At 37.2% G+C, this 15,634-nt stretch carries 14 protein-coding genes and 2 riboswitches; of the genes, 11 read left to right on the top strand and 3 right to left on the bottom strand.

Features of this window, described 5'->3' with window-relative positions; translation table 11 throughout:
- Positions 1-246: 246 nt before the first annotated feature.
- Genes tsaE through tsaD form a run of 4 tightly spaced genes read left to right on the top strand, consistent with a single transcriptional unit; the run spans position 247 to position 2,866 of the window.
- A complete protein-coding gene (gene tsaE, locus RBB48_RS30260; RefSeq protein ID WP_000049636.1) occupies positions 247-720 on the top strand; it encodes a tRNA (adenosine(37)-N6)-threonylcarbamoyltransferase complex ATPase subunit type 1 TsaE in 474 nt (157 codons plus the stop codon).
- Positions 701-1,393: a tRNA (adenosine(37)-N6)-threonylcarbamoyltransferase complex dimerization subunit type 1 TsaB gene (gene tsaB / locus RBB48_RS30265; protein WP_048542995.1), complete on the top strand. Its 693-nt coding sequence runs from the start codon at positions 701-703 to the stop codon at positions 1,391-1,393. The genes tsaE and tsaB overlap by 20 nt, the downstream gene beginning before the upstream one ends.
- A gap of 13 nt (positions 1,394-1,406) precedes the next feature.
- Positions 1,407-1,850, top strand: a complete 444-nt coding sequence (rimI, locus tag RBB48_RS30270; RefSeq protein ID WP_000367200.1) for a ribosomal protein S18-alanine N-acetyltransferase — start codon at positions 1,407-1,409, stop codon at positions 1,848-1,850.
- Entirely contained in the window at positions 1,850-2,866 is a 1,017-nt protein-coding gene (gene tsaD / locus RBB48_RS30275; RefSeq protein ID WP_000414582.1) for a tRNA (adenosine(37)-N6)-threonylcarbamoyltransferase complex transferase subunit TsaD, read from the top strand. The genes rimI and tsaD overlap by 1 nt, the downstream gene beginning before the upstream one ends.
- A gap of 407 nt (positions 2,867-3,273) precedes the next feature.
- Here the strand turns inward: tsaD and RBB48_RS30280 are convergent, their stop codons facing one another.
- The gene (locus RBB48_RS30280; protein WP_215559077.1) at positions 3,274-5,208 is read right to left on the bottom strand and encodes an ABC-F family ATP-binding cassette domain-containing protein; all 1,935 of its coding nucleotides are present in this window, start codon (positions 5,206-5,208) and stop codon (positions 3,274-3,276) included.
- Positions 5,209-5,395: 187 nt separating this feature from the next.
- Here RBB48_RS30280 and RBB48_RS30285 point away from each other — a divergent pair, with 187 nt between their 5' ends.
- Positions 5,396-6,025: a redox-sensing transcriptional repressor Rex gene (locus RBB48_RS30285; protein WP_000437704.1), complete on the top strand. Its 630-nt coding sequence runs from the start codon at positions 5,396-5,398 to the stop codon at positions 6,023-6,025.
- A 29-nt stretch (positions 6,026-6,054) separates the two neighbouring features.
- On the opposite strand, the gene RBB48_RS30290 is transcribed toward RBB48_RS30285, so the two are convergent.
- Together RBB48_RS30290 and RBB48_RS30295 are read right to left on the bottom strand one after the other, a co-directional pair.
- Positions 6,055-6,246, bottom strand: a complete 192-nt coding sequence (locus tag RBB48_RS30290) for a YdiK family protein (RefSeq protein ID WP_001246201.1) — start codon at positions 6,244-6,246, stop codon at positions 6,055-6,057.
- Positions 6,243-6,992 (bottom strand): CPBP family intramembrane glutamic endopeptidase, encoded by a 750-nt coding sequence (locus RBB48_RS30295; protein WP_097891679.1) that lies wholly within the window; start codon positions 6,990-6,992, stop codon positions 6,243-6,245. The genes RBB48_RS30290 and RBB48_RS30295 overlap by 4 nt, the downstream gene beginning before the upstream one ends.
- A 401-nt stretch (positions 6,993-7,393) precedes the next feature.
- Here RBB48_RS30295 and groES point away from each other — a divergent pair, with 401 nt between their 5' ends.
- The 6 genes from groES to RBB48_RS30325 all read left to right on the top strand — a co-directional run bounded on the left by groES (position 7,394) and on the right by RBB48_RS30325 (position 15,340).
- Positions 7,394-7,678, top strand: a complete 285-nt coding sequence (groES, locus tag RBB48_RS30300) for a co-chaperone GroES (protein ID WP_000917306.1) — start codon at positions 7,394-7,396, stop codon at positions 7,676-7,678.
- A 38-nt stretch (positions 7,679-7,716) separates the two neighbouring features.
- A complete protein-coding gene (gene groL, locus RBB48_RS30305) occupies positions 7,717-9,351 on the top strand; it encodes a chaperonin GroEL (RefSeq protein WP_001029984.1) in 1,635 nt (544 codons plus the stop codon).
- Between the two features lie 139 nt (positions 9,352-9,490).
- Positions 9,491-9,592, top strand: a riboswitch (purine riboswitch).
- A gap of 165 nt (positions 9,593-9,757) precedes the next feature.
- Positions 9,758-11,296 carry a glutamine-hydrolyzing GMP synthase gene (gene guaA / locus RBB48_RS30310; RefSeq protein WP_098133539.1) on the top strand — a complete coding sequence of 513 codons (1,539 nt, stop codon included), beginning with the start codon at positions 9,758-9,760 and terminating at the stop codon, positions 11,294-11,296.
- Between the two features lie 153 nt (positions 11,297-11,449).
- Positions 11,450-11,551, top strand: a riboswitch (purine riboswitch).
- A gap of 127 nt (positions 11,552-11,678) precedes the next feature.
- Positions 11,679-13,004: an NCS2 family permease gene (locus tag RBB48_RS30315; RefSeq protein ID WP_000833097.1), complete on the top strand. Its 1,326-nt coding sequence runs from the start codon at positions 11,679-11,681 to the stop codon at positions 13,002-13,004.
- A gap of 145 nt (positions 13,005-13,149) precedes the next feature.
- The gene (locus RBB48_RS30320) at positions 13,150-13,851 is read left to right on the top strand and encodes a response regulator transcription factor (protein ID WP_087981820.1); all 702 of its coding nucleotides are present in this window, start codon (positions 13,150-13,152) and stop codon (positions 13,849-13,851) included.
- Positions 13,835-15,340, top strand: a complete 1,506-nt coding sequence (locus RBB48_RS30325; RefSeq protein ID WP_088610257.1) for a sensor histidine kinase — start codon at positions 13,835-13,837, stop codon at positions 15,338-15,340. The genes RBB48_RS30320 and RBB48_RS30325 overlap by 17 nt, the downstream gene beginning before the upstream one ends.
- Positions 15,341-15,634: the final 294 nt, after the last annotated feature.

The raw sequence follows: 15,634 nt of genomic DNA on the forward strand, positions 1-15,634 counted from the left end.
CCGTGGTGTAGTGGTTAACATGCCTGCCTGTCACGCAGGAGATCGCCGGTTCGACCCCGGTCGGGACCGCCATTTTATATAAAGAAAAGAACGAAACATGTTGTTTCGTATTTTTTTATTTGTTTTAACAAAAAACTAATAAAGACAGTCAAACTATCCTTAGGAAAACTCCTAAGGACTTTTTTATATATTCAAAACCTGTATAATAAAGAGCAGAGAACATTGTGAGTAAAGTAGGTGAAGTCTGTGAGTAAATATGAAATAACAACAAACTCTTCTGAGGAAACACAAAGATTATCAGAAAAACTAGGTGGACTTGTCGGGGCACAAGATGTAATTATTTTAGAAGGAGATCTAGGGGCTGGTAAGACAACTTTTACAAAAGGACTAGCAAAAGGTCTTGGAGTGAAAAGAGTTGTAAATAGTCCTACCTTTAATATTATTAAAGAATATAAAGGGAGATTGCCGCTATATCATATGGACGTGTATCGCTTAGCAGAAAGTGAAGAGGACTTAGGTTTTGATGAGTATTTCTACGGTGAAGGAATTACCGTAGTAGAATGGGCTCATTTAATAGAAGCATTTTTACCGAATGAGAAGTTACAAATTAGTTTATTCCATGCTGGAGATGATACAAGGAAAATTGTACTCGAGCCAATTGGAGATCGATATATTAGATTATGTGAGGAGCTATTACAAGATGAAAGTACTAGCAATTGATACTTCAAATTACGTAATGGGTGTATCCCTTATTGAGGAAGGAAACGTAATTGGGGAAATCATTACAAACTTAACAAAAAACCATTCTGTACGTCTTATGCCAGCTGTAGAGAAATTGTTAAAAGAATGTGGTGTAAAACCGAAAGAATTAACTAAAATAGTTGTAGCTGCTGGACCTGGATCATATACAGGTGTTCGCATAGGTGTGACAGCTGCAAAAACATTAGCTTGGTCACTTCAAATACCAATTGTAGGTGTATCAAGTTTAGAAGTAGTGGCTGCAAACGGTGCTAATTTTGATGGATTAATCTGTCCTTTATTCGATGGAAGACGCGGACAAATTTATACTGGGTTATATACATATGAAGGAGAGCATTTAACTTCTATAGAAGAAGACCGAATCATCCTTATTGTAGACTGGTTGCAAATGTTAAAAGATACAGGAAAGCCTGTTTTATTTATTGGTAACGATGTTAAACTGCACAAAGAGACGATTATCGAACATTTAGGCAACCAAGCTGTATTTGCTCCCTTCACTAAAAATAACCCAAGACCAAGTGAGTTAGCTTTCTTAGGGTTACAAAAAGAAGAACAAGATGTACATTCATTTGTTCCTAGTTATCTTCGTTTAGCTGAAGCTGAAACAAAGTGGTTAGAAAGTCAAAACAAGTAGGAGCTTGCAGAAGATGGATATGATATTTAGGAAGATGGAACTCGATGATATCGCTCAAATTGTAGCTATTGAAGAAGCGTCTTTTTCAACTCCTTGGACTGCAGATGCCTTTCACCGTGAGTTAACGACGAATGAACATGCACATTATGTTGTGCTAGAAAAAGATGGTCGTGTAATTGGGTATTGTGGATTGTGGATAATTATTGATGAATCACATATAACAAATGTAGCTATTTTGCCAGAATACAGAGGTCAAAAGCTAGGGGATGCTTTATTGAAAGAAGTTATTTCCGAAGCGAAAGATTTAGGGGTAAAAACGATGACGCTTGAAGTACGTGTATCAAATGAAGTAGCAAAACAGTTATACAGAAAATACGGATTTCAAAATGGTGGAATTCGTAAACGATACTATGCAGACAATCAGGAAGATGGTCTCGTAATGTGGGTGAATATATAATGGAAAAAAATACGATTATACTTGGTATTGAAACAAGTTGTGATGAAACAGCAGTAGCAGTTGTTAAAAATGGAACGGAAATTATTGCGAATGTCGTTGCATCACAAATTGAAAGTCATAAACGTTTTGGCGGAGTTGTACCAGAGATTGCATCCCGTCATCATGTAGAAGAAATTACAGTTGTGTTAGAAGAAGCTTTAAAAGAAGCAAATATCACATTTGATGATATTGATGCAATTGCTGTAACAGAAGGACCTGGGTTAGTAGGAGCGCTTTTAATAGGGGTAAATGCAGCGAAAGCAGTGGCTTTTGCACATGATATTCCTCTAGTGGGTGTTCATCATATAGCTGGGCACATTTATGCGAACCGTTTAGTAAAAGAAGTTCAATTCCCACTACTATCACTTGTTGTATCTGGTGGACATACGGAGCTTGTTTATATGAAAGAACATGGTTCATTCGAAGTGATTGGTGAAACAAGAGATGATGCAGCTGGAGAGGCATATGATAAAGTAGCTCGAACATTATCCATGCCATATCCAGGTGGTCCTCACATTGATCGCCTTGCACATGAAGGGGAACCGACAATCGATTTGCCTCGTGCATGGCTAGAACCTGATTCGTATGATTTCAGTTTCAGTGGATTGAAATCAGCAGTTATCAACACTGTGCATAACGCGAAACAACGCGGGATAGAAATTGCACCGGAAGATTTAGCAGCAAGTTTCCAAGCGAGTGTAATAGATGTGCTTGTAACGAAAGCATCTCGTGCAGCAGAAGCGTATAACGTAAAGCAACTGCTTCTTGCTGGTGGAGTAGCTGCGAATAAAGGACTTCGCGCACGTTTGGAAGCGGAATTTGCGACAAAAGAAAATATCGAGCTAATTATTCCTCCACTATCTTTATGTACCGATAATGCAGCGATGATTGCAGCCGCAGGTACAATTGCATATGAACAAGGAAAACGTGCTACATTAGCTCTAAATGCAAATCCAGGATTAGATATTGAAGAATAGTTATGCACAAAATTAACCACAGCTTGTGGATAAAACCCATATTATCTGTTGATAATGTGGGTTTTATTGTGTATATAAAATGTTGATAACTTTTTTGGGAGTTGTGGATAATGTGGAAAAGTTATTTTGGGGTTTATTTTATAAAGGTGGATATGTGTATAAACCTGTGGATAAAGCAGAAGAAGTCTGACCTTTGAATGTATTCTTTTTTGGGAAATAAATCGCAAGAAGATATCTCTAAAAAACATTTTGAAATGTGCCCTTATTATAGGGGCGAGCCAACATTGTCAAACTTTGTCGGTAAATCGGTATGTCGTGTCGAATCGTTTATACCCCAGCTAGAAGATAAAAAGGATGTCGCATAGTCAAAAATCCCGACTTATGAGACATCCTTCTTATTCATACTCTTATAAATGTAATTCTTCCCATTCTGCCATACAAGCATCAAGTTGCTCTTGTAGTATTTGCTTTTTCGTTGTAATTTCACTAGCCTTTTCATAATCTGCGTATATTTCTGGTAAGCAAAGTTGATCTTCTAACGTAGCAATTTCTTCTTCAAATTCTACAATATTTTGTTCTAGTTCCTCAATTTTTCGAGTGCGTTGACGTTCTAATTGTTTACGCTCTTTTTCTTCGAGATAATTTAATTTTTCTTGCGCTACAGTTTTTTGAACAGGTGCTTGGTTTTCTTGCTGTTCTTGTTGTTCAAATGCTGCACGTTCAATCATTTCATTTTTCTTCTCCACATAGTAATCGTAATCGCCTAAATACTCTTGTGCACCTTCTGTTGACAACTCAACAACGGTCGTCGTTACACGATTAATAAAGTAGCGGTCATGTGAAACAAATAGAAGGGTGCCTGGATAATCAATTAAAGCATTCTCCAAAATTTCTTTACTATTTAAATCAAGATGGTTCGTAGGTTCATCGAGAATTAATAAATTTGATTTTTGCATCATAAGTTTTGCAAGAGCTAATCGAGCTTTTTGTCCACCACTAAGAGAAGATACTGGTTTTAGTACATCATCCCCTGTAAATAAGAAGTTACCTAATATCGTGCGAATTTCTTTTTCGGGCTGCAATGGATATTCATCCCATAACTCATTTAAAACTCGCTTAGAAGATGTTAAGTTTGCTTGTTCTTGATCATAATAACCAACAGATACATTGGATCCGAAAGAAACATCACCATTTAATAGTGGTAACTTATTCACAAGTGATTTTAATAATGTGGATTTTCCAATTCCGTTTGGACCAACTAAAGCAACGCTATCCCCGCGAGTTAAGCGCATAGTTACATGTTCAATAATCGGATCATCATCATAGCCGATAGTTGCATCCTTTACTTGTAAAACATCATTTCCACTTTGTTTTTCGATATCGAAGTGGAAGGATGCTGACTTAGAATCACCTAATGGTCTAGTCAATAATTCCATTCTATCTAATTGTTTACGACGGCTTTGAGCACGTTTTGTCGTAGATGCGCGCGCTATATTTTTTTGAACGAAATCCTCAAGCTTAGCGATTTCATCTTGTTGTTTTTCATAACGTTTCATGTCTTGCTCGTATAATGCTGATTTTAAGTCTAAATATTTACTGTAGTTACCAACAAATCGTCTGCTTTCTTTATTCGAAATTTCATATACTTGTGTAACGAGTTTATCTAAGAAATAACGGTCATGGGAAACGATTAGTATTGCGCCAGGATAGCCTTGTAAATATTGTTCAAGCCATGTTAATGTTTCGATGTCTAAATGGTTTGTAGGCTCGTCCAAAATAAGTAGGTCTGGTTTCGTTAATAATAATTTACCAAGAGCTAATCGTGTTTTTTGTCCACCGCTTAATGTAGAAATCGTCGTCTGGTGCGTTTCAACTGGGAAGCCAAGACCACTTAAAATCGAGCGAATATCTGCTTCATATTGATATCCACCTTGATCTTTATAATCTAATTGCAATTGGTCATAATCAGCTAATAATCTTTCATATGTAGCCTCGTTTGAAAAGTTTTCTTCTTTTCCCATCTCTTGCTCTAGCCTTCGAAGTTTTGTCTCCATTTGCTGCAAGTGTGTAAAGACGGTTAACATTTCATCCCAAATTGTTAAAGACGTTTCTAACCCGGTATTTTGAGCTAAATATCCGATTGAGACATCTTTTGGTTTTATAATTTCGCCACCATCATGAGATAGCTCACCAGCTATTATTTTTAATAGTGTAGATTTTCCGGCCCCATTTCGTCCGACTAATGCGATACGATCTTTCGTTTGAACTTCCAATTTTATGTTTGCAAGAATCGTTTCGGCACCGTATAATTTCGTAAGCGCGTTTACTTGTAATAAAATCAATGTTTTCACCTCAAATAATTTCTTAACTTTGCCATGTTTATATTTCTCAATCATACTAAAAATAGTGTATAGTTTAAAATAAAGAGAGAATACTTCTTCTCTTTATTATACAGGGAAATTCATGAGTGCTAAACTTCTGTATTTGATTCAAGTATATGAATAAAGATAGGAAGAGAGGAGAGGTTATATGGAGCAGCAAAAAATTCCACAGGCCACTGCCAAACGATTGCCTCTATACTATCGATTTATCCAAAACTTATCTCTTTCTGGTAAGCAACGTGTTTCATCAGCCGAATTGAGTGAAGCGGTAAAAGTTGATTCCGCAACGATTCGAAGAGATTTTTCATATTTTGGAGCGTTAGGGAAAAAAGGTTATGGATATAACGTAAATTATTTATTATCATTTTTCCGTGAAACACTCGACCAAGATGATATAACACGTGTAGCACTTATTGGAGTAGGTAATTTAGGGACCGCTTTCTTACATTATAATTTCACGAAAAACAATAATACAAAAATTGAAATGGCGTTTGATGTTAGTGAAGAGAAAGTCGGGACAGAAATCGGGGGCATTCCTGTATATCATTTAGATGAATTAGAAGAACGTTTATCAACTGATATACAAGTGGCAATATTAACAGTACCCGCTACAGTAGCACAATCTGTAGCAGATAGATTGGCAGAAACGAACGTGCATGGTATTTTAAATTTCACACCAGCGCGCTTAAATGTGTCAGATAATATAAGAATTCACCATATTGATTTAGCGGTAGAGTTACAAACACTTGTTTACTTTTTAAAGAATTATCCACAATAAAACGCAGAGGAAGCGACCTCTGCGTTTTATTATTGTTTTTTCTTTGTGAATTTAACTAAGATAAGGCGAAGTGCCAAATTAAAATCAATTGTTGCCATAACTGCAAATAGTATTGTCCACATATTCCAGATTGTATCTGTTACGTTCGTAATGGCGAAGCGTGTAAAGATACATCCTAGAAGGAAGTACAATGCAGCCATGAACAATGGTGAGTTCCTCATACTAAAAATCCTCCGATAAAGCCTTGCATTTTTTCAGCTTCTTTAATCATTTCTTGAATTTGTTCATTGCTCATTAAAACTTGAGCAAATGCAACTAATGTATTCATTGCAACATGAGCTGCGATAGGGACGATAATACGCTTCGTTTTTACATATAAAAAGGCGAATACGAGTCCCATAGAAGTGTATACCAATAAGTGAGTGAAATCAAAATGAATTGCTGCGAATACAAGAGAACTAATGATAGCAGCAATAAAGAAGTTAAACTTCTTATAAAGTGTACCAAATAAAATTTTTCTAAATACGATTTCTTCCAAAATAGGTCCTATTATAGAGATAACGATAAGGAACCAAGGTGTCGTTTTTGCGATATCCATAAGTCTTGCTGTATTTTCTGATCCAGGTTTAATTCCTAATACACGCATTTCTATCATACCGGCAATACTTTGTGAGAAAAATGCTAGGAAGAACCCGATAAAAATCCAACCAATCGTAGCTGGAACAGTAGAGCGCATTGTATCTAAACGTCTGTCACGAATATCTGTTCTAAGTAACCAAAGTACGATACATAATGCAATAAAGAAGCTAATGATTGCCCAGTGGCCAGTTATGAGTTGAAATTTCTCTTCTCTAGTAAATCCCCTGTTATCATAAAGTCCAGTTTTCAGCAGAAGTGGTAATCCAGCAATGGATGATAACTGCATTAAAATGTATGTAACGATAACCCACCAATATTGTTTTTTCAAATGGTTTAACCATCCTTTCTAACTCTAGTGTATGAGATAAGGTAGGATAACATGTAAGTATGCTACCTACGATATAAACCTCGCTTAAATTATGTTTTTTTCGTAAATCCTTATTTGAAATTATAATAGAAGACAGGAGAAAGTTGTGTGTATAGCGAAAACAACTTAGGGTGTCCTTTCATATTGTAACATACGAGTAGGGGAAACAACGATTCATATAGTAAAGGTAGAAGAAGAGGGACTCTATATAGAAAAGTGTATAGCTTAATTTGCGAAAAAATTATGATTTTTTTACTTGCAAAAGAAATTGAGATTATTTATTATTATAAGTGTGTTAGCACTCGGGTGACTTGAGTGCTAATAAATAAAATTTACATAACAAAATGAGGAGGTTATTTTTCATGCTAAAGCCATTAGGTGATCGCGTTGTAATTGAGCTTGTTCAAGCAGAAGAAAAAACAGCAAGTGGTATTGTATTACCAGACACTGCAAAAGAAAAACCACAAGAGGGTAAAGTTATTGCAGTAGGTACTGGTCGAGTGCTTGAAAATGGTGAGCGTGTTGCTCTAGAGGTAGCTGCAGGTGATCTTATCATCTTCTCAAAATATGCAGGTACTGAAGTAAAATATGAAGGTACTGACTACTTGATTTTACGTGAAAGTGACATTTTAGCAGTTATCGGTTAATTATATAAATCTTAAAAAATTCAAGGGGGTCAATTATTATGGCAAAAGATATTAAATTTAGTGAAGAAGCACGTCGTTCGATGCTTCGCGGTGTCGACACTCTTGCAAACGCAGTAAAAGTAACGCTTGGACCAAAAGGTCGTAACGTTGTACTTGAGAAAAAATTTGGTTCACCACTTATTACAAATGATGGTGTAACAATCGCAAAAGAAATCGAATTAGAAGATGCATTCGAAAACATGGGTGCAAAATTAGTAGCAGAAGTTGCTAGCAAAACAAATGATGTAGCTGGTGACGGAACAACAACTGCAACTGTATTAGCACAAGCTATGATTCGTGAAGGGCTTAAAAACGTAACAGCTGGTGCGAACCCAATGGGTCTTCGTAAAGGTATCGAAAAAGCTGTTACTGCTGCAATTGCAGAATTAAAAGAGATTTCTAAACCAATCGAAGGCAAATCTTCTATCGCACAAGTAGCTGCCATTTCTGCAGCTGACGAAGAAGTAGGTCAATTAATCGCTGAAGCAATGGAGCGCGTTGGTAACGACGGCGTTATTACTTTAGAAGAATCTAAAGGATTTACAACAGAATTAGACGTAGTAGAAGGTATGCAATTTGATCGTGGATATGCATCTCCTTACATGATTACTGATTCTGACAAAATGGAAGCAGTTCTTGATAACCCATACATCTTAATTACTGATAAGAAGATTTCTAACATCCAAGAAATCTTACCAGTATTAGAGCAAGTGGTACAACAAGGTAAACCACTTCTTATCATCGCTGAAGACGTAGAAGGCGAAGCTTTAGCTACATTAGTAGTGAACAAACTTCGTGGTACATTCAATGTAGTAGCTGTTAAAGCTCCTGGATTTGGTGACCGTCGTAAAGCAATGCTAGAAGATATCGCAATCTTAACTGGTGGCGAAGTAATCACTGAAGAATTAGGTCGTGACTTAAAATCTGCTACAATTGAATCTTTAGGACGTGCTGGTAAAGTTGTTGTAACGAAAGAAAACACAACTGTAGTTGAAGGTATCGGAAATTCACAACAAATCGAAGCTCGCATCGGTCAAATCCGCGCGCAATTAGAAGAAACTACTTCTGAATTCGATCGTGAAAAATTACAAGAGCGTCTTGCAAAACTTGCAGGTGGCGTAGCAGTAATTAAAGTAGGTGCAGCAACTGAAACTGAGTTAAAAGAGCGCAAACTTCGCATTGAAGATGCACTTAACTCAACTCGTGCAGCAGTAGAAGAAGGTATCGTTGCAGGTGGTGGTACTTCACTTATGAACGTATACACGAAAGTAGCTTCTATCGTAGCTGAAGGCGACGAAGCAACAGGTATCAACATCGTACTTCGCGCGCTAGAAGAGCCAGTTCGTCAAATCGCAATCAACGCTGGTCTAGAAGGATCTGTAGTTGTAGAGCGTCTAAAAGGCGAAAAAGTAGGCGTTGGTTTCAACGCAGCTACTGGCGAGTGGGTTAACATGCTTGAAACTGGTATCGTAGATCCAGCTAAAGTAACTCGTTCTGCACTTCAAAACGCAGCATCTGTTGCAGCTATGTTCTTAACGACTGAAGCTGTAGTTGCTGATAAGCCAGAACCAAATGCACCAGCAATGCCTGACATGGGCGGCATGGGCATGGGCGGTATGGGCGGAATGATGTAATTCCGTTTGCTCGAAAAACATCCATTTCTATATAGAAATGGATGTTTTTTTATGTTTTTTAGAAAAGGAAATTAATTTCTGTAGAATTTTGTCGCTTTCTCTCTTGACCATATCGATACTTCATTGTTAGAATCTAGGGAGATAATATAAAAAAATCCTTCATATATCCTCGATGATATGGTTTGAGAGTCTCTACCGGGTTACCGTAAACAACCTGACTATGAAGGCAGTGCGTCTTATATTTATAAAGAGTGGAAGACTATCTTTCTTTATAAAGCCAGACCCCTGCCTTTTCTTTGTTATGAGACTAGAGGCGGAGGACTGGCTTTTTTTATTATATTAGTAATGCTTTTTGCCTAATTGGTAAAAATATTTATATACGAGAACTAACGTTGGGGTGATTATTTTGAAGAAGCAGCATGATACAATTATCGTTTTAGATTTTGGGAGTCAGTACAATCAGTTAATAGCACGTCGAATTCGTGAGTTCGGTGTATACAGTGAACTTCATCCACATACAATTACTGCAGAAGAAATTAAAGCAATGAATCCAAAAGGGATTATCTTCTCTGGTGGACCAAATAGTGTATACGGTGAAGGCGCATTACATTGTGATGAAAAAATCTTTGAACTAGGATTACCGATCTTCGGTATTTGTTACGGTATGCAGCTTATGACGCAACACTTCGGTGGGAAAGTAGAACGTGCAAACCACCGTGAGTACGGAAAAGCTGTTCTTAAAGTAGAGAACGAATCAAAATTATATGCGAACCTTCCAGAAGAGCAAGTTGTATGGATGAGCCATGGTGACTTAGTAACTGGTTTACCTGAAGGATTCGTAGTAGATGCAACAAGTGAGTCTTGTCCAATTGCTGGTATGAGCAATGAAGACAAAAACTTATACGGTGTACAATTCCACCCAGAAGTACGTCATTCTGAGCACGGTAACGATTTAATTAAAAACTTCGTATTCGGCGTATGTGGTTGTTCTGAAGGATGGAACATGGAGAACTTTATCGAAGTAGAATTAGAGAAAATCCGTGAAACTGTTGGAGACAAAAAAGTACTATGCGCACTTAGCGGCGGTGTAGACTCTTCTGTTGTAGCAGTATTAATTCATAAAGCAATCGGCGATCAATTAACATGTATTTTCGTTGACCACGGCTTACTTCGCAAAGGTGAAGCAGAAGGCGTTATGAAAACATTCAGCGAAGGCTTCCACATGAACGTTATTAAAGTGGATGCACAAGAACGCTTCATGAACAAGTTAAAAGGTGTAGAAGATCCAGAACAAAAACGTAAAATCATCGGTAATGAATTCATTTACGTATTTGATGATGAAGCTTCTAAATTACAAGGAATGGACTTCCTAGCGCAAGGTACACTTTATACAGACATCGTTGAAAGTGGTACAGCAACTGCACAAACAATTAAATCTCACCATAACGTTGGTGGTCTTCCAGAAGACATGCAGTTCAAATTAATTGAGCCTTTAAACACGTTATTTAAAGATGAAGTACGTGTATTAGGATCAGAACTAGGAATTCCTGATGAAATCGTATGGCGTCAACCATTCCCAGGCCCTGGTCTTGGTATTCGTGTATTAGGTGAAATCACAGAAGAGAAATTAGAAATCGTTCGTGAATCTGATGCGATTTTACGTGAAGAAATTATTAAAGCGGGCTTAGACCGCGAAGTTTGGCAATACTTCACTGCGCTTCCTGGTATGCGTAGCGTAGGTGTTATGGGTGATGAGCGTACTTACGATTACACAGTAGGTATCCGCGCAGTAACATCTATCGACGGTATGACAGCTGACTGGGCACGTATCCCTTGGGACGTATTAGAGAAAATCTCTGTACGTATCGTAAACGAAGTAAAACACGTTAACCGTATCGTGTATGATATAACAAGTAAGCCACCAGCAACTATCGAGTGGGAATAGTATTATAAAAAAAGATCCATCTATTGCTCATGCATAGATGGATCTTTTGTGTTTTGCTCTTAATACGAACGAAAATGCAAAAGTTTGTAAAAATGTTCGTTTTTAAATTGACAAAACTACTTCATCGAGTTAATATGAGTATGTAATTCAAACGAAAAGTGAATATTATGCCGTCGTATAATATCGGGGATATGGCCCGAAAGTTTCTACCTAGCTACCGTAAATGGCTTGACTACGAGGCGTTTAGATAAAGATGAGGGTAAACTTGTCTTTATTCATAGAACGCTTCCATGTATATGCAATGGAAGCCTTTTTTATTTTTAATAGATAAAAGAGGGCTAGGAGATTACGGCGAGTAATCATATAACGGGGGAAACGTAAGATGAAACGCTATTTTCAGTTTGATGAACTCGGTACAAATTATAAAACAGAGTTCATAGCAGGTTTAACGACATTTTTATCTATGGCTTATGTACTATTTGTCAATCCTGCTACGCTGTCACTTGGAAATGTTAAAGGGTTACCAGCAGGTACAGGAATGGATCCGGGTGCAGTATTCGTTGCTACAGCATTAGCAGCAGCGATTGGTTCGTTAATTATGGGGATATTCGCGAAGTATCCGATTGCTTTGGCGCCGGGTATGGGAATTAACGCGTTCTTTGCTTATACGGCAGTGTTAACGATGGGTATTCCATGGCAGACAGCAATTGCTGGAACGTTAATGTCAGGTATTATCTTTATTATTCTTACAGCTTCAGGTATTCGTGAAAAAATCATTAATGCAATTCCATCAGAGTTAAAGTTTGCAGTAGCGGCAGGTATCGGATTATTCATTGCCTTCCTTGGCTTCCAAAATGCCGGAATTATCGTGAAAAATGATGCTGTTCTTGTTGGGTTGGGGGATTTAACAAAGGGCACAACGTTACTAGCAATCTTCGGGGTTGTTACTACAATCATCTTCATGATTAAGAAAGTTAATGGTGCAGTGTTCTACGGTATGATTCTTACAGCAATTTTAGGAGTAGCGACAGGATTAATTGATACTCCAAAAGCTGTAGTGGGAGCAATACCGAGTCTAGAACCAACGTTCGGTGTGGCGTTAACTCACTTCGGAGATATTTTCACTGTTCAAATGGTGATTGTTATTATAACGTTCTTCTTTATCGATTTCTTTGATACAGCAGGTACACTTGTAGCGGTTGCGAATCAAGCTGGATTAATGAAGAACAATAAATTACCACGTGCAGGAAAAGCATTATTTGCAGATGCGATTGCAACTGTAATCGGTGCGATCTTAGGTACATCAACAACAACGTCTTACATTGAATCTTCTGCAGGGGTAGCAGCGGGTGGACGTTCTGGATTTACAGCAGTTGTAACAGCGGGGTTCTTCTTGCTGGCACTATTCTTCTCGCCATTATTAAGCGTTGTAACACCAGCTGTAACAGCGCCAGCATTAATTATTGTAGGGATCTTGATGGTTTCATCTTTAGGCGAAATTGATTGGAAGAAATTCGAGATTGCAGTACCAGCATTCTTTACAATCATTTCAATGCCACTTACGTATAGTATTGCGACAGGGATTGCAATCGGGTTTATCTTCTATCCAATTACAATGGTAGTAAGTGGTCGTCGTAAAGAGATTCATCCAATTATGTATGTTATGGGAGTTTTATTCGTACTATATTTCATCTACGTTCGTAAATAAAAGGGGTTTTTTGAAAGGTCTAGACTTAAGGGGAGTCTAGACCTTTTTTGCGTCTTCAGAAAATCTTAAGGATTTCCGAGCGTTTTTCTTCAGAAGTTTTCCTATAATAGAAGTTAGGGATTAAAAAAGTGATGGGGGAGATATTGTGGCGCACGAAACAATACTTGTCGTAGATGATGAAAAAGAAATTAGAAATCTTATTACAATCTATTTAAAGAATGAAGGATATAAAGTGTTGCAAGCAGGAGACGGAGAAGAAGGATTACGTTTACTAGAAGAAAATGAAGTACATCTAGTCGTATTAGATATTATGATGCCAAAGGTAGATGGTATTCATATGTGTATGAAAGTAAGAGAATCGAAAGAAATGCCGATTATTATGCTTTCTGCGAAAACGCAAGATATGGATAAAATTTTAGGATTAACAACAGGTGCAGATGATTACGTAACGAAACCATTTAATCCGTTAGAGTTAATCGCAAGGATTAAATCTCAGTTACGTCGTTATATGAAGATGAATGGTTTTGCTCTTCAAAATGAGGACGAGTTAGAAATTGGAGAGATGAAAATAAACATCTCCACTCATACAGTCATTGTGGATGGAGAAGAAGTGAAACTGACCCCGAGGGAATTTTCGATTTTAGAATTACTAGCTCGTAATCCGGGGATGGTCTTTAGCGCGGAACAAATTTATGAAAAGGTTTGGAACGAAAGATCTTTCCAGTCGGATAACACGGTAATGGTTCATATTCGGAAAGTGCGTGAAAAGATTGAGGAGAATCCAAGGAAGCCAATATATATAAAAACAGTATGGGGAGTGGGGTATAAGATTGAAAAAGATATTTAATCCATTTACTTATGTTAGGAAATTTCGAGAATTAATTGGAAAGATAATGAAGAGTGTGAAACGGAGTGTGCGAATTCAACTTATTACTGCGTTTACTGCTTGTGCGCTATTAGGTCTTTTGTCAGCAAAGGCAGCAGCGCCGTTTTTTGAGAATGCGAATCGGAAGGCGATGATCGATTATCGGGCTGGTATGGAGGAGATTAATCAACAAGCTCAAGGAGCGGCAAATAGTTCGGTTCATGAAAATAAATTAGAAGCTATATCCGATATGATCGAAAGGGAGAACCAAAGTTTAGAGCGAGGACCTAGAGCTTTAAAAATATTGGTTACTGACGAGAGCGGTAAAGTTTTATATAAAACGAAGCAGGCGCAAGAAGAGCAAATTGATTTGCATAATACGATTCGTAATGCAGCATCCTTTGCGATCAACTATTCAAATGGCCAAGATGCATTTGAAAGTACAAGAAAAGAATTTATAGCTTTTGCACCTATTACAATAGAAGATAAGAATTTATACATGTTTGTTAGTGGGATTCCAGAAGGTGAAGTAATATATGATACGCAAGAAGGGCCGTTTCCATTTTGCATAGGTGTACTCGTATTTATTTTCTCTTTCTTCTATATAACAAAGAGAAAGATGAAGCAAATTGAAGCGATGGCACAAGGTGTAAAGGAAATAGAAAAAGGCAACTTAGCGTATCGTATTGAGAAGAAAGGTGAGGACGAGATTGCGTCTTTAACTGAGAATATTAATAATATGGCAGAAGAGCTTATGAATAATATAGAAAAGGAACGTAAATTAGAGAAGCAAAAGAATGAGCTTATTACGAATGTATCTCACGATTTGCGTACACCACTGACTTCTATTATGGGTTACTTGCGATTACTTCGAGATTCTAAATATGAAAATAAAGAACAACATGATGAGTATACGAGAATTGCTTTTGCGAAGTCGGAGCAGTTAAAGAATTTAATAGAAGATTTATTTGAGTATACGAAGTTAACAAATGAGCAAGTTGTATTAGAAAAACAAGAGGTTTGTATAAATGAGTTATTGGAGCAATTAATAGAAGAGTTAGTACCGCAGGCAGAAGAGCATGGACTTGCGTTTGTTAAGAAGTTTCCTGAGGAACGTGCCTATGCAGCGGTTGATTCGGAAAAGATGGTACGTGTATTTGATAATCTATTAATGAACGCGATTAAGTATAGTAAAGATGATGGGGAGATAAAAGTTTCTCTTCAAAGGCAGCGCCGGGATATACAAATTGTAATTGCGAATCATAGTGAAGAGTTTACGAGAGAAGAGCTAGGGAGTTTGTTTGAACGTTTTTATAAGAAGGATCAATCTAGAAGTAGAGTAACAGAAGGATCGGGACTTGGATTAGCGATTGCGAAAAGTATTGTTGAGCTGCAAGGTGGTAGTATTCGAGCAGAATATGAGGATGGTATTATTCAGTTTATCGTCTCGTTACCAATTATAGAAAAATAATAAATGAATAGAATGATATTTGATAAAAAGGCTTATTTTAAAAGAAATAAGCCTTTTTATATTTTTTTAGAAAAATATGTTGACGATTAGAGTATAGAGGTGTAATATAGGACAAGTCGCCGATGCAATAACGCAGAACGCGGCAAACGAAATAAAAAACTTAGTTGACATTGAAACATGAAGATGTTAATATAAGGGAGTCGCAAATGAGCGACCGAGTAGTTCTTTGAAAACTGAACGAAACAAACAACGTGAAACGTCAATTTTTATTTTTAGATGCTAGACAAACTAACT

Origin of the sequence: Bacillus sp. MMSF_3353 (assembly GCF_030733445.1) — a bacterium.
Lineage (GTDB): Bacteria > Bacillota > Bacilli > Bacillales > Bacillaceae_G > Bacillus_A > Bacillus_A wiedmannii.